We start from the raw sequence: 12,436 nt of genomic DNA on the forward strand, positions 1-12,436 counted from the left end.
TACATACGGATCGAACTCTTATTGAATTTGAAACAGAACAATAGGTGCCAGGTGAGCCGTTCAATCGAACTCGTCCTGGAACCTATCGCTTACTTATTGATAAAGCCTTTATAGTGGCGTTTGATCAGCTGGCTTTCGATCGTCTTCATCGTATCAAGCGCAACGCCGATAACGATCAGGATCGAAGTACCGCCGATTTGCACGCTGCTAGGCAGCTTGGCCAAAGCCCCAAGGCCCATTGGCAGAATCGAAATCACAGCGAGGAAAAGCGCGCCGGTCATCGTCAGGCGGGTCAAAACCCGAGTGAGATACGTAGCGGTCGTTTTACCTGGCCGGATCCCCGGAATATATCCGCCATTTTTCTTCATGTTGTCGGCCATTTGCTGCGGGTTCATCTGTACGAACGTATAGAAGAATGTGAAGCCGATGATCATGACAACATAAAGGACCATGCCGAGTGGAGCGCTGGTTGCCAAGTTCTTAGTAACCCATTGCGCCCAAGCGTGCGTCGACCAGAAGCTGGCGAGTACGACCGGGAACTGCAAAAGGGAAACTGCGAAAATGACCGGAATAACGCCAGCGGCGTTGATTTTCAACGGGATATGCGTATTTTGTCCGCCGTACATTTTGTTGCCTACCACACGCTTAGCATATTGTACCGGAATTTTACGTACAGCCTGCTGGATGTAGATAACTCCGATAATGATCAATACGCAAACGAGGATAATCGCAATCGATTTTACCACGTTCATGAAGGTTTGACCTTCCACGATAAAATCGGACTGGGCGATCTGTGTAATGTACGTCGGGAACGCCGCAACGATCCCCGCAAAGATAATCAAGGAAATCCCGTTACCGATTCCCTTTTCCGTAATTTGTTCGCCCAACCACATCAGGAACGACGTACCGGCCGTCAGAACGATCGCGATCACGAGGTAATCCGCAAAGCTGGCATTCGGAACCATCTGAACGTTATACATCCGGTTAAAACCGATCGATGTCGCGAAGGCTTGAATGATAGCCAGAATCACAGTCCCATAACGGGTAACCTGGGCCATTTTCTTCTTGCCGTGCTCACCTTGCTTCGCCCATTCCGCAAATTTCGGAATGACGTCCATGGAGAGCAACTGAACAATGATGGATGCCGTAATGTACGGCATAATCCCGAGCGCAAAGATAGAGAAGTTGCTGAGTGCGCCGCCCGAGAAGGTGTTCAAGAGCCCGAACAAGTTACTTGCCGCATTGTTTTGCATCGATTCGAATACAGAAGTATCAACACCCGGGACCGGAACAAAAGATCCGATCCGGTAAATGATGAAAATAAACAATGTGAACAGAATACGGTTGCGCAGGTCCTGAACGTGCCAAATGTTCTTAATGGTTTTAAACATTAGATCACCTCGGTTTTACCGCCGGCAGCCTCGATTTTCTCTACCGCAGATTGAGAGAACTTATTCGCTTTAACTGTCAGTTTGACAGTAACTTCACCGTTGCCCAGAACCTTGATTCCGCTCTTCGCGTTTTTAACGATTCCTTGTTCAAACAACAGTTCAGGAGTTACTTCCGTACCCGCTTCAAAGCTGTTCAGTTCCTCGATGTTAACAATCGCATACTCTTTCCGCGTAGGATTGTTGAATCCGCGTTTTGGCAAACGACGATACAACGGGTTTTGTCCGCCTTCGAAGCCAGGACGCACACCACCGCCGGAACGAGCGTTTTGACCTTTATGACCACGCGTGGACGTTTTACCCATACCACTACCCGTACCGCGGCCTACGCGTTTGCGTTCTTGGCGCGAACCGGGAGCAGGAGAAAGCTCATGTAACTTCATCGTTCGTTGCACCTCCTTATTTATTGTTTAGCAATCATCTGCATTGGTTTTCCGATTATTCCGCAATTTCTTGAACCGAAACCAGATGGCTCACTTGATTGACCATGCCACGGATGGCTGGGTTGTCATTGTGAACCACGGTTTGGTTGATTTTGCGAAGTCCCAAAGTTTTCACGGTTGTACGTTGGTTCTCCGGACGACCGATCAAACTACGCTTGAGGGTAATTTGCAGTTTAGCCATGAGATTACCTCCTTAACCGAGAAGTTCTTCGACGGTTTTACCGCGCAATTTCGCAACATCCTCAGCACGCTTCAGGCGGGACAAGCCCTCCAGAGTCGCATTGACCATGTTGATGGAATTCGAAGAACCTAAAGATTTTGTCAAAATGTCGCCAACGCCTGCCAGTTCGAGAACCGCACGAACAGGACCGCCAGCAATAACCCCGGTACCTTCGGATGCCGGTTTCAGAAGAACCCGGCCAGCACCGAAACGACCAGTAACAAGGTGAGGAATCGATGTTCCAACAAGCGGAACATGCACAAGATTTTTCTTGGCATCTTCAATTCCTTTGCGGATCGCATCAGGAACTTCGCCTGCTTTACCGATACCGGCGCCAACCCAGCCTTTGCCGTCACCGACAACTACGAGCGCGCTGAAGCTGAAGCGGCGTCCGCCTTTAACTACTTTAGCTACGCGGTTAATGTGTACAACTCTTTCAGTCAATTCCAAAGTATTCGGATCTACACGCAAGTCGTTAACCTCCTTTTAGATTATTTTAGAATTCAAGGCCTGCTTCGCGGGCTGCGTCAGCCAGTGCCTGGATACGTCCATGGTACAAGTATCCTCCGCGGTCGAATACGACGCCTTTAACGCCTTTCTCTTGAGCGCGCTTAGCGATCAATTCTCCGACTTTACGAGCGGATTCCACGTTGCCGCCATTGCCGATTTCGTTGCTCAGACCTTTATCGATCGTAGAAGCGGAAACGAGAGTTACGCCTGCTACGTCGTCGATCAATTGAGCGTAAATATGTTTGGAAGAACGGTACACGTTCAATCTTGGGCGTTCAGCCGTTCCTTGAATTTTCTTCCGTACACGCAAATGTCTTTTCAGACGGGCTTTGTTCTTATCGCCTTTTGTAATCATGACTTCATTTCACTCCCTTCGGTTTACCTTCACAAGCCGTGCAATTCAAGAAGCCGGAAGGAATAGCCTGTTAAGAAGAGGCTTATTTCTTCTTACCGGCTTTACCTTCCTTACGAATAATGCGTTCGCCCTCGTACTTAATCCCTTTGCCTTTATACGGCTCAGGTGCACGGACAGCGCGAATGTTTGCAGCATATTCGCCTACGCGTTCCTTGTTAATCCCGCTCACGATGATTTTCGTGTTCGAAGGAACCTCAAACGTGATTCCCGCTTCCGGAGTAATTTCTACCGGATGGGAGTAACCAACGTTAAGGACGAGCTTCTCGCCGGATTTGCTTGCGCGGTAACCGACGCCAACGAGTTCGAGGGTTTTGGAGAAACCTTCGGTAACCCCGCTCACCATGTTGCTTACTACACTGCGGGTCGTGCCGTGCAGGGAGCGATGCAATTTGTTGTCAGAAGGACGTTCAACAACGATTTCATTGTTCTCAACCGTTACTTTCATGTCCTTATGAAGCTCACGAGTCAAAGTACCTTTAGGGCCTTTAACCGTAATGACGCTATTATTAAGTGTGATATCCACACCACTTGGTACTGTTATTGGTTTGCGACCAATACGAGACATTTGCTGCACCTCCTTGTTTTGTGACGTTTATTACCAAACGTAGCAGACTACTTCGCCGCCGGCTTTTGCCTGACGAGCTTCTTTATCGGTCATAACTCCTTTGGACGTGGAGATGATCGCAATCCCCAAACCGCCGAGTACGCGAGGAACTTCATTGCTCTTCGTGTACACGCGAAGGCCTGGCTTACTGATTCTCTTGAGTCCAGTGATGACGCGTTCGTTGCTAGGGCCGTATTTAAGGAAAATACGGATGATCCCTTGTTTGTTATCATCGATATATTCTGCATCACGAATGAAACCTTCACGCTTCAAAATCTCGGCGATTTGTTTCTTGATCGTGGACGCAGGCAGTTCTACCGTTTCGTGGCGAACCGTGTTCGCGTTACGAATACGTGTAAGCATATCTGCAATTGGATCTGACATAGTCATACGTGTAAACCTCCTTCCCGTTGTTGATGGATTACCAGCTTGCTTTTTTCACGCCAGGAATCTGGCCTTTATAAGCTAATTCACGGAAACAAATTCTGCAAATTTTGTACTTTTGCAATACCGAATGTGGACGACCGCAACGCTCGCAACGGGTGTAAGCCCGTACTTTGAATTTCGGTGTGCGTTGCTGTTTAACTTTCATCGAAGTTTTTGCCACTTAGCCTGACACCTCCTAAATAGTTTCGGAGAAAGAACAAAACGTCTTACTTGGCAAACGGCATTCCGAGACCAGCCAGCAATTCGCGGGACTCTTCGTCGGTTTTAGCCGTCGTTACGATTACGATATCCATACCGCGTACTTTTTCTACTTTGTCATACTCGATTTCAGGGAAGATCAGTTGTTCCTTGATACCGAGCGTGTAGTTGCCGCGTCCGTCAAATGCTTTCGTAGATACGCCGTGGAAGTCACGTACGCGAGGAAGCGTAACGTTGAACAGTTTGTCGAGGAAGTGATACATACGCTCACCGCGCAGTGTAACCTTCACCCCGATCGGCATGTTTTCACGGAGTTTGAAGCCTGCGATCGATTTCTTGGCGCGTGTGATAACCGGCTTTTGACCAGCGATCAGTTGCAAATCGTTTACCGCAGAATCCAATACTTTCGAGTTGGCTACAGCGTCACCCACACCCATGTTGATGACAACCTTCTCGATTTTCGGCACTTGCATTACCGTTGTATAGTTGAATTTTTGAATCAAAGCAGGTGTTACTTCGTTCAAAAAGCGTTCTTTCAATCTTGCCATGAATCATGTACCTCCTTTCTTACATTTCTGGATTAGTCGATTACTTCTCCGGATCTTTTCGCTACGCGAACCTTTTTGCCGTTATCCAACACTTTGTAACCGATACGGGTTACTTTTCCGCTCTTTGGATCAACGTGCATAACGTTCGAAACGTGAATCGGAGCTTCTTTCTCGATGATGCCGCCTTGAGGGTTCAGTTGGTTCGGCTTTTGGTGTTTCTTCACCATGTTCACGCCTTCCACCAGAACGCGGTTCTCGCGAGGATAAGCAGCGATGACGCGACCCTTTTTGCCTTTGTCCTTACCGGAGATCACGATAACCGTGTCGTCCTTTTTGACATGCAGCTTATTGTTATGGGATTCCAGAACTTTTTTCAGTCTAGGCATTCTTTACACCTCCTGTATATCGGGGTTGGGTTATGTCATTAGATAACTTCCGGAGCCAAGGAAACGATCTTCATGAAGTCACGATCGCGAAGCTCGCGAGCGACAGGTCCGAAAATACGAGTACCGCGCGGGCTCTTGTCTTCCTTCACTACAACCGCTGCGTTTTCGTCAAATGCGATGTAGGAGCCGTCTTTACGACGAACGGAACGTTTTGTACGAACAACAACCGCTTTAACTACATCACCTTTTTTGACAACGCCGCCTGGTGTTGCTTGTTTTACAGAGCAAACGATCAAGTCGCCGATTTGCGCCGTACGACGTCCGGTACCGCCCAGAACACGGATACACATCAATTCCTTCGCGCCGGAGTTGTCTGCAACTTGCAAACGTGTAAATGGTTGAATCATGGATAGTTCCTCCTTTCAGTCTAAACTGCCTTGCTATTAGATAATAATCGCTTTTTCAACGACTTCAACGAGTCTCCAGCGTTTGTCTTTGGACAGCGGACGAGTCTCGGCGATTTTAACCGTATCTCCGATTTTCGCAGTGTTGTTTTCGTCATGCGCTTTAAATTTTTTCGTGTATTTAATGCGCTTGTGGTACAACTCATGCTTCTTGTAGGTTTCCACAGCCACAACGATGGTCTTATCCATTTTATCGCTGACGACTTTGCCGATTTGCACTTTACGGCTATTGCGTTCTTCGCTCATGGTTAGCCTCCTTCCTGGACTTAGGCGCTTCGCGATTGCTTTGCGCGCGATTAACTAGTGATACCGAGTTCTCTTTCACGTAAAACGGTTTTAGCACGAGCTATTTCCTTACGCACATCACGGATCCGAGTCGGGTTATCAAGCTGGCCGGTAGCCAATTGAAAACGGAGGTTAAAGAGTTCTTCTTTAAATCCTGCGACTTTTTGTTCAATCTCAGCAGTGGTTAAGTTGCGAAGTTCATTAGCTTTCATTTGCTTCACCACCCAATTCTTCACGTTTCACAAACTTAGTTTTGATCGGCAGTTTGTGAGCGGCAAGACGCATAGCTTCGCGTGCGATTTCCTCCGATACCCCGGCAAGCTCAAACATGATTTTGCCTGGTTTCACAACTGCAACCCATTTTTCTACGTTACCTTTACCGCTACCCATCCGGACTTCAAGAGGCTTTTGAGTAATCGGCTTGTCAGGGAAAATTTTGATCCATACTTTACCGCCACGTTTGATGTAACGCGTCATTGCAATACGCGCTGCTTCGATTTGACGGTTCGTAATCCAAGTCGGCTCCAGAGCTTGCAGGCCGTATTCGCCGAAGTTCAACTCCGTACCGCCTTTAGCTTGGCCTCTCATATTACCGCGTTGTTGCTTGCGGTGTTTTACACGTTTTGGTACCAACATGATTAGTTGCCTCCTTCCTGAGCAGCTTGTTGTTTCTTAGCCGTAGGAAGAACCTCTCCACGATAGATCCATACTTTTACGCCGATGCGGCCATAAGTCGTATGCGCTTCTGCCGTACCGTAATCGATGTCGGCGCGGAGCGTATGAAGTGGAACAGTTCCTTCACTGTAGCCTTCCGTACGAGCAATTTCAGCACCGCCGAGACGACCGCTGACTGCTGTTTTAATCCCTTTCGCTCCCGAACGCATCGTTCTTTGAATCGCTTGTTTGAGCGCACGACGGAAAGAAACGCGACGTTCCAGTTGTTGTGCGATGCTCTCAGCGACCAGAATCGCGTCAAGATCAGGGTGTTTGATTTCAGAAATGTTGATGTGAACTTTCTTTCCGCCTGCGATCTTCGTGATTTCGTTACGCAGGTTTTCAACCTCCGAACCACCTTTACCGATAACCATACCTGGTTTCGCAGTGTGGATCGTTACGTTCACGCGGTTAGCCGCTCTCTCGATCTCAATGCGAGATACAGCGGAGTCTTTCAGTTTATTTTTCAGGTGTTCACGAATTTTTACGTCTTCAAGCAAAAGATCACCGAAATCTTTGCCTGCGTACCATTTGGATTCCCAATCACGGATAATCCCTACTCGTAATCCGACCGGATTTACCTTTTGGCCCACACGATTTCCCTCCTTATTTTTCGGATACCACCAATGTGATGTGGCTGGTGCGTTTGTTGATCCGGCTTGCACGTCCCATTGCGCGAGGGCGGAAACGTTTCATTGTCGGACCTTGGTTTACGTAAGCTTGTGTAATAACCAATTTATTTACATCCAAAGAATAGTTATGTTCAGCATTGGCAATCGCGGAGTTCAAAAGCTTCTCCACAATCGGGGAAGCCGCCTTTGGAGTGTGGCGAAGGATTGCGATCGCATCGCCGACTTGCTTACCGCGGATCAAGTCAACTACGAGTTGAGCTTTCCGTGGAGCAATGCGGATAGACCTTGCATGTGCTTTAGCTTCCATGTGTGTTACCTCCTCTCAAACGAAGAACTTGGTATTAGCGTCTCGTTTTCTTATCGTCGTCCGTATGACCTTTGTAGGTACGGGTTGGAGCGAACTCGCCCAGTTTATGTCCGACCATATCCTCGGTTACATATACCGGAACATGTTTGCGGCCGTCGTATACGCCGAATGTATGGCCAATGAATTGCGGGAAGATTGTAGAACGACGGGACCAAGTTTTGATCACGACTTTCTTGTTGGAGCTGTTCAATTCTTCCACTTTCTTGAGCAGGTAACCATCGATAAATGGCCCTTTTTTCAGACTGCGACTCATTTGTTATCCTCCCTTCGTTACGCTGCTTGTTTCGGTTTATGATCGCTGCCGCGAAGTGATCCGCAAAGGTGCGGATTACTTCGTGCGAGGGCGAACGATATATTTATCAGAAGCTTTGCCTTTTTTACGCGTTTTGTAACCAAGGGTCGGTTTGCCCCAAGGAGACAATGGCGATTTGCGACCGATCGGAGCGCGACCTTCACCACCACCGTGTGGGTGATCGTTAGGGTTCATGACGACACCGCGCACTTCAGGACGCTTGCCAAGCCAGCGGTTACGGCCTGCTTTACCGATCTTAACGAGCTCGTGGTCACCGTTGCCTACAGCGCCGATTGTAGCGCGGCAAACTTTCAGGACCTTACGAACTTCGCCAGAGGAAAGGCGGATCGTAACGTACTTTTCTTCCTTACCCAACAATTGAGCTTCAGTACCGGCTGCGCGAACGAGTTGTCCGCCTTTGCCAGGCTTCAGTTCAATGTTGTGGATAACTGTACCTACTGGAATGTTTTCGAGCGGCATAGCGTTACCGATTTTGATGTCGGAACCAGCGCCGGATTCGATCACGTCGCCTACTTTCAGACCCTTAGGAGCCAGAATGTAGCGTTTTTCACCGTCGGCATAGTGGATCAAAGCGATGTTGGAAGTCCGGTTCGGGTCGTACTCGATCGTAGCAACTTTACCTGGAATTCCGTCTTTGTTCCGTTTGAAGTCGATGATGCGGTATTTACGTTTGTGTCCGCCGCCATGGTGACGAACCGTAATTTTACCTTGGTTGTTGCGGCCAGCGGTTTTGCTCAGCGGCGCAAGCAACGATTTTTCCGGCTGATTCGTGGTGATTTCTTCGAACGTCGACACGGACATAGCGCGTCTTGCCGGGGATGTCGGTTTATACTTTTTGATAGGCACTAGATTTCCCTCCTTACTTTAGACGATTTTATACCGATTCAAAAAACTCAAGCGGCTTGCTGCCTTCCGCCAAAGTAACGAACGCTTTCTTCCATTCCGGAGTGTATCCGAAGTGGCGACCGTAACGTTTTGGCTTGGCAGGAACACGCAGGGTATTCACATTGCTCACTTTAACACCAAAGATCGCTTCCACAGCTTTCTTGATTTCGGTCTTGTTGGCACGAATGTCCACTTCGAACACATATTTCAGGTCGTTCATGTATTCAGCCGTACGTTCCGTAATCACCGGGCGTTTGATAATATCACGAGGATCTTTCATTACGCGAGCACCTCCTCTACCTTCTGAACTGCTTCTTTCGTAATGATCAGTTTGTCGTGCGTCAACACGTCAAGAACATTAATGCCTTCAGCCGCTACGAATTTCACGCCTGGAATGTTACGTGCGGAAAGCGCCACATTGTCGTCATAAGCCGGAGCTACAACGAGTGCTTTGCGATCCACTTTCAGGTTGTTCAAAATCGCTGCGAACTCTTTCGTCTTCGGAGCGTTCAGGCTCAAAGCGTCAAGCACGATGATGTCCTGATCGATCACTTTCGAAGACAAAGCCGATTTAATCGCCAGACGACGTACTTTCTTCGGCAATTTAAACGCATAGCTGCGCGGAGTCGGACCAAACACAGTACCGCCGCCTACCCATTGAGGGGCACGGATGGAACCTTGACGAGCACGGCCCGTTCCTTTTTGTTTCCAAGGTTTACGGCCGCCGCCGCGAACTTCGGAGCGTCCTTTTACTTTATGGGTACCAGCACGCAGGGAAGCGCGTTGCATAACAACTGCATCATGCAGAACGTGAACGTTTGGCTCGATACCGAAAACCGCATCATTCAGTTCAACTTCGCCTACTTGGCTACCGCTGACATTAAAAAGTGCTACTTTTGGCATTTGTTGTTCCTCCTTTCCTTGTTCGATTATTTCTTAATCGTTTGTTTGATTTTTACGAAGCTGTTTTTAGGACCTGGGATCGAACCTTTAACGAGCAGAACATTACGTTCAGCATCGACTTTTACCACTTCAAGATGTTGAATGGTAACCGTGTCGTGGCCCATATGTCCTGGAAGGCGTTTGCCTTTAGGAACGCGGTTCGCTTGAATCGAACCCATGGAACCTGGTCTACGATGGTAACGGGAACCGTGCGCCATTGGGCCGCGGCTTTGTCCCCAGCGTTTGATAACGCCTTGGAATCCTTTACCCTTCGAAACACCAGTTACGTCAACAAATTCGCCTTCTGCAAAAATATCGACTTTGACCTCTTGGCCAACTTCGTATCCTGCCAGATCAACACCGCGAATTTCGCGAACGTAGCGCTTAGGCGCTGTATTAGCCTTTTTCGCATGGCCTGCTTCAGGCTTGTTGGCTCTAGCTTCTTTCTTGTCGGCATAGCCGATTTGAATCGCTTCGTAGCCATCATTCTCAAGATCTTTCTTTTGGAGGACAACGTTGCCGCTTGCCTCAATAACCGTTACAGGAATGACATTCCCTTCCGGAGTAAACACTTGAGTCATGCCGAGTTTTTTTCCTAAGATACCTTTCATGTTGACACCTCTTTTCCTTTCCTATTCCATTGCTAATTGGATTACAGTTTGATTTCGATATCTACACCGGACGGCAGGTCCAAGCGCATCAAGGCATCCACAGTTTGTGGAGTCGGGTTCACAATGTCGATCAGACGTTTGTGCGTCCGTTGTTCGAATTGCTCCCGGGAATCCTTGTACTTGTGTACCGCACGGAGAATAGTAATAACTTGTTTCTCGGTTGGCAACGGAATCGGCCCGGAAACACCAGCACCGGAACGTTTTGCCGTTTCAACGATTTTCTCTGCGGATTGATCAAGAATTCTGTGGTCGTAAGCTTTCAAACGAATACGAATTTTTTGCTTTGCCATTTTAGTCCCTCCTTCTATCGCCCAATTTGGTATCGGACATACTCCGTGAAAATTTTCTGACCACTCTCCCATGGCAAAGGGGCCGGGTGTGTCAGTAACCTCTCACATCATCGCAACGTCACAGAACAACATTCATTATTATATAGAAAAGGCGGGCTCATTGCAAGCATTAAATCAAAAGTTGTTGACCGGATTTCTTTTCCTCCGATTCGGCAAAAAATAAAGCGCGTTTCTCTTTAAATACATCTTAAGAAACACGCTGTTTATGACTTATAAATTCATGGATACCCGATTCAAACGTTCCGCCGAATCCGCCACATCCGCTGTGGATGTGCCGATTCCTTCTATAGTAGTAATCAGTTCTCGAATTTGTGTTTCAAGTACAACGATATCGTCCGCTCTGCGTTCCATCGAGGTTAATATACGGGTGAACATATCGCCGCTATCTTTGGAATGCGTTTCTCCTTGTTCGGCGAGGCTTCTGACCTCTTCAATCACGCGGGTCACATCCATAGTGATCGCAGAGGATTGTTGGACGAGATTCGCAATCTGGATGACGGTATTTTTCGCTTCTTCGGAAAGCTTGTTCACTTCGCTCGCCACTACGGCAAACCCCCGCCCATGCTCTCCCGCTCGTGCCGCTTCAATCGAGGCGTTTAATGATAACAGCTTGATCTGACTGGCGATTTCCTCAACCGCGCCGACAACCCTTTGGATTTGCGCAGAAGATTGATTTAAGTGAAGAATCAACTCCTCCATCGAGCTGGTTTTATCGTGAATCCCTCCGATATGCTCCTGAAGCAGCTTCAAGGAGCTTTTTCCGTCTTCCGCCAACGCTTTTGCGTTTAATGAAGCTTCCGAAGACCTTTTTATCGCTTCATTTACTTCATTGCCGCTTTGTACCAGTTCTTCTACGGACGCATTGGTAGACAGACTCAAATCCTCGAGCTCCTCACTAAACCCCGTTATTTTGCTCTTCAACTCGTTTTTAACGATTTCGTAATGCTCTTCTTTCTCCCGGATATGTTCCTTTTCATATGCTTCCAGAACGATTTGCTGTTCCAGGTTCAACAGTTTTGTTGTGGTTCTCACCATCTGCAGCAGTTGTTGCTCATCTTTTACTTCCTTATATATGGTTTGCAAAATAGCGTTCTGCAAATTCTGAAATGCGGAAAGGTACCATTTGGGCTCAAGTCCCACACGTTTATGAACCCTCGCTATGTTTAAACGCTTTTCCAAAAATTCCTGATCAACATTTCCGCTGAACATCTCCAGCAGATGTGCCCTCAAAGTTTGCTTCAATCTCTCCACCGTACTGTGTTTATGAATGATCGCTTCAAGCTTAGGTACATCAAGTACCGACTGGTAAAAGGAGGTTACGATCCAATCTATCCTTCTCGTAATCATCGGCAGCATTTCATGTAAAACCTGGACATCCCCTTCATTAAAATCGATCATTCTTAATTGTTCGTTAATTTCCCCGTCTCCAATGAAAAGTGGATTTGTCTCATTTTGATCACATCCGGTTCCGTTCTCGCTCAATGCCGAACCGGCTTGCCGAAGCGATGAAGCTTGGTGGCGCATCATGGAAAAAGGGCATTTCATCTGATATAATCCTCTCCTTGCTTAGCGGAATAGTTGATCTTGATGAGTG

23 protein-coding genes are annotated in these 12,436 nt (G+C 47.8%); all 23 read right to left on the reverse strand.

Annotated features, from left to right (window positions below; translation table 11 throughout):
- Positions 1–89 precede the first annotated feature (89 nt).
- The 23 genes from secY to ACSFXJ_RS22865 all read right to left on the reverse strand — a co-directional run bounded on the left by secY (position 90) and on the right by ACSFXJ_RS22865 (position 12,387).
- Positions 90–1,391 carry a preprotein translocase subunit SecY gene (gene secY / locus ACSFXJ_RS22755; protein ID WP_435922600.1) on the reverse strand — a complete coding sequence of 434 codons (1,302 nt, stop codon included), beginning with the start codon at positions 1,389–1,391 and terminating at the stop codon, positions 90–92.
- On the reverse strand, positions 1,391–1,831 hold the full coding sequence (rplO, locus tag ACSFXJ_RS22760) for a 50S ribosomal protein L15 (RefSeq protein ID WP_211025596.1): 441 nt from the start codon (positions 1,829–1,831) through the stop codon (positions 1,391–1,393). Before rplO ends, secY begins: the two co-directional genes overlap by 1 nt.
- A 55-nt stretch (positions 1,832–1,886) precedes the next feature.
- Entirely contained in the window at positions 1,887–2,072 is a 186-nt protein-coding gene (rpmD, locus tag ACSFXJ_RS22765) for a 50S ribosomal protein L30 (RefSeq protein WP_435922601.1), read from the reverse strand.
- 12 nt (positions 2,073–2,084) lie between these two features.
- The gene (gene rpsE, locus ACSFXJ_RS22770; protein ID WP_435922602.1) at positions 2,085–2,582 is read right to left on the reverse strand and encodes a 30S ribosomal protein S5; all 498 of its coding nucleotides are present in this window, start codon (positions 2,580–2,582) and stop codon (positions 2,085–2,087) included.
- Positions 2,583–2,607: 25 nt separating this feature from the next.
- The gene (gene rplR / locus ACSFXJ_RS22775; RefSeq protein WP_435922603.1) at positions 2,608–2,976 is read right to left on the reverse strand and encodes a 50S ribosomal protein L18; all 369 of its coding nucleotides are present in this window, start codon (positions 2,974–2,976) and stop codon (positions 2,608–2,610) included.
- Positions 2,977–3,058: 82 nt separating this feature from the next.
- Positions 3,059–3,601 carry a 50S ribosomal protein L6 gene (gene rplF, locus ACSFXJ_RS22780; RefSeq protein WP_435922604.1) on the reverse strand — a complete coding sequence of 181 codons (543 nt, stop codon included), beginning with the start codon at positions 3,599–3,601 and terminating at the stop codon, positions 3,059–3,061.
- A gap of 30 nt (positions 3,602–3,631) precedes the next feature.
- Positions 3,632–4,030 (reverse strand): 30S ribosomal protein S8, encoded by a 399-nt coding sequence (gene rpsH, locus ACSFXJ_RS22785; RefSeq protein WP_435922605.1) that lies wholly within the window; start codon positions 4,028–4,030, stop codon positions 3,632–3,634.
- Between the two features lie 31 nt (positions 4,031–4,061).
- A complete protein-coding gene (locus ACSFXJ_RS22790) occupies positions 4,062–4,247 on the reverse strand; it encodes a type Z 30S ribosomal protein S14 (protein ID WP_009226651.1) in 186 nt (61 codons plus the stop codon).
- A gap of 46 nt (positions 4,248–4,293) precedes the next feature.
- Positions 4,294–4,833, reverse strand: coding sequence for a 50S ribosomal protein L5 (gene rplE, locus ACSFXJ_RS22795; RefSeq protein ID WP_435922606.1), 540 nt, complete (start codon positions 4,831–4,833; stop codon positions 4,294–4,296).
- Positions 4,834–4,865: 32 nt separating this feature from the next.
- Positions 4,866–5,219: a 50S ribosomal protein L24 gene (gene rplX, locus ACSFXJ_RS22800; protein WP_211373384.1), complete on the reverse strand. Its 354-nt coding sequence runs from the start codon at positions 5,217–5,219 to the stop codon at positions 4,866–4,868.
- A 38-nt stretch (positions 5,220–5,257) separates the two neighbouring features.
- Entirely contained in the window at positions 5,258–5,626 is a 369-nt protein-coding gene (rplN, locus tag ACSFXJ_RS22805; protein WP_044482513.1) for a 50S ribosomal protein L14, read from the reverse strand.
- Between the two features lie 36 nt (positions 5,627–5,662).
- On the reverse strand, positions 5,663–5,929 hold the full coding sequence (gene rpsQ / locus ACSFXJ_RS22810; RefSeq protein ID WP_435922607.1) for a 30S ribosomal protein S17: 267 nt from the start codon (positions 5,927–5,929) through the stop codon (positions 5,663–5,665).
- 50 nt (positions 5,930–5,979) lie between these two features.
- Positions 5,980–6,180, reverse strand: a complete 201-nt coding sequence (rpmC, locus tag ACSFXJ_RS22815; RefSeq protein WP_148458035.1) for a 50S ribosomal protein L29 — start codon at positions 6,178–6,180, stop codon at positions 5,980–5,982.
- Entirely contained in the window at positions 6,170–6,604 is a 435-nt protein-coding gene (rplP, locus tag ACSFXJ_RS22820; RefSeq protein WP_059040326.1) for a 50S ribosomal protein L16, read from the reverse strand. Before rplP ends, rpmC begins: the two co-directional genes overlap by 11 nt.
- A gap of 2 nt (positions 6,605–6,606) precedes the next feature.
- Entirely contained in the window at positions 6,607–7,275 is a 669-nt protein-coding gene (rpsC, locus tag ACSFXJ_RS22825; protein WP_430705262.1) for a 30S ribosomal protein S3, read from the reverse strand.
- A 13-nt stretch (positions 7,276–7,288) separates the two neighbouring features.
- Positions 7,289–7,621, reverse strand: coding sequence for a 50S ribosomal protein L22 (rplV, locus tag ACSFXJ_RS22830; RefSeq protein ID WP_435922608.1), 333 nt, complete (start codon positions 7,619–7,621; stop codon positions 7,289–7,291).
- A 34-nt stretch (positions 7,622–7,655) separates the two neighbouring features.
- Positions 7,656–7,934 carry a 30S ribosomal protein S19 gene (gene rpsS, locus ACSFXJ_RS22835; protein WP_435922609.1) on the reverse strand — a complete coding sequence of 93 codons (279 nt, stop codon included), beginning with the start codon at positions 7,932–7,934 and terminating at the stop codon, positions 7,656–7,658.
- A gap of 75 nt (positions 7,935–8,009) precedes the next feature.
- Positions 8,010–8,840, reverse strand: a complete 831-nt coding sequence (gene rplB, locus ACSFXJ_RS22840) for a 50S ribosomal protein L2 (RefSeq protein ID WP_435922610.1) — start codon at positions 8,838–8,840, stop codon at positions 8,010–8,012.
- A gap of 28 nt (positions 8,841–8,868) precedes the next feature.
- Positions 8,869–9,159: a 50S ribosomal protein L23 gene (gene rplW / locus ACSFXJ_RS22845; RefSeq protein ID WP_435922612.1), complete on the reverse strand. Its 291-nt coding sequence runs from the start codon at positions 9,157–9,159 to the stop codon at positions 8,869–8,871.
- The gene (gene rplD / locus ACSFXJ_RS22850; RefSeq protein WP_435922613.1) at positions 9,159–9,782 is read right to left on the reverse strand and encodes a 50S ribosomal protein L4; all 624 of its coding nucleotides are present in this window, start codon (positions 9,780–9,782) and stop codon (positions 9,159–9,161) included. The genes rplW and rplD overlap by 1 nt, the downstream gene beginning before the upstream one ends.
- A gap of 26 nt (positions 9,783–9,808) precedes the next feature.
- Complete coding sequence (rplC, locus tag ACSFXJ_RS22855; protein WP_435922614.1) at positions 9,809–10,432, reverse strand: 50S ribosomal protein L3; 624 nt, start codon at positions 10,430–10,432, stop codon at positions 9,809–9,811.
- Positions 10,433–10,473: 41 nt separating this feature from the next.
- Positions 10,474–10,782 carry a 30S ribosomal protein S10 gene (gene rpsJ, locus ACSFXJ_RS22860; RefSeq protein WP_009226637.1) on the reverse strand — a complete coding sequence of 103 codons (309 nt, stop codon included), beginning with the start codon at positions 10,780–10,782 and terminating at the stop codon, positions 10,474–10,476.
- A 270-nt stretch (positions 10,783–11,052) separates the two neighbouring features.
- The gene (locus tag ACSFXJ_RS22865; RefSeq protein ID WP_435922615.1) at positions 11,053–12,387 is read right to left on the reverse strand and encodes a protoglobin domain-containing protein; all 1,335 of its coding nucleotides are present in this window, start codon (positions 12,385–12,387) and stop codon (positions 11,053–11,055) included.
- Positions 12,388–12,436 lie beyond the last annotated feature (49 nt).

The sequence above is a fragment of the Paenibacillus salivarius genome (assembly GCF_051307165.1).
Lineage (GTDB): Bacteria > Bacillota > Bacilli > Paenibacillales > Paenibacillaceae > Fontibacillus.

Bases quoted from the DNA above. Each gene is read 5' to 3' on its own strand.
- secY (WP_435922600.1), bottom strand. From the start codon at position 1,391: ATGTTTAAAACCATTAAGAACATTTGGCACGTTCAGGACCTGCGCAAC.
- rplO (WP_211025596.1), bottom strand. From the start codon at position 1,831: ATGAAGTTACATGAGCTTTCTCCTGCTCCCGGTTCGCGCCAAGAACGC.
- rpmD (WP_435922601.1), bottom strand. From the start codon at position 2,072: ATGGCTAAACTGCAAATTACCCTCAAGCGTAGTTTGATCGGTCGTCCG.
- rplR (WP_435922603.1), bottom strand. From the start codon at position 2,976: ATGATTACAAAAGGCGATAAGAACAAAGCCCGTCTGAAAAGACATTTG.
- rplF (WP_435922604.1), bottom strand. From the start codon at position 3,601: ATGTCTCGTATTGGTCGCAAACCAATAACAGTACCAAGTGGTGTGGAT.
- rpsH (WP_435922605.1), bottom strand. From the start codon at position 4,030: ATGACTATGTCAGATCCAATTGCAGATATGCTTACACGTATTCGTAAC.
- rplE (WP_435922606.1), bottom strand. From the start codon at position 4,833: ATGGCAAGATTGAAAGAACGCTTTTTGAACGAAGTAACACCTGCTTTG.
- rplX (WP_211373384.1), bottom strand. From the start codon at position 5,219: ATGCCTAGACTGAAAAAAGTTCTGGAATCCCATAACAATAAGCTGCAT.
- rplN (WP_044482513.1), bottom strand. From the start codon at position 5,626: ATGATTCAACCATTTACACGTTTGCAAGTTGCAGACAACTCCGGCGCG.
- rpsQ (WP_435922607.1), bottom strand. From the start codon at position 5,929: ATGAGCGAAGAACGCAATAGCCGTAAAGTGCAAATCGGCAAAGTCGTC.
- rpmC (WP_148458035.1), bottom strand. From the start codon at position 6,180: ATGAAAGCTAATGAACTTCGCAACTTAACCACTGCTGAGATTGAACAA.
- rplP (WP_059040326.1), bottom strand. From the start codon at position 6,604: ATGTTGGTACCAAAACGTGTAAAACACCGCAAGCAACAACGCGGTAAT.
- rplV (WP_435922608.1), bottom strand. From the start codon at position 7,621: ATGGAAGCTAAAGCACATGCAAGGTCTATCCGCATTGCTCCACGGAAA.
- rpsS (WP_435922609.1), bottom strand. From the start codon at position 7,934: ATGAGTCGCAGTCTGAAAAAAGGGCCATTTATCGATGGTTACCTGCTC.
- rplW (WP_435922612.1), bottom strand. From the start codon at position 9,159: ATGAAAGATCCTCGTGATATTATCAAACGCCCGGTGATTACGGAACGT.
- rplD (WP_435922613.1), bottom strand. From the start codon at position 9,782: ATGCCAAAAGTAGCACTTTTTAATGTCAGCGGTAGCCAAGTAGGCGAA.
- rplC (WP_435922614.1), bottom strand. From the start codon at position 10,432: ATGAAAGGTATCTTAGGAAAAAAACTCGGCATGACTCAAGTGTTTACT.
- rpsJ (WP_009226637.1), bottom strand. From the start codon at position 10,782: ATGGCAAAGCAAAAAATTCGTATTCGTTTGAAAGCTTACGACCACAGA.
- ACSFXJ_RS22865 (WP_435922615.1), bottom strand. From the start codon at position 12,387: ATGAAATGCCCTTTTTCCATGATGCGCCACCAAGCTTCATCGCTTCGG.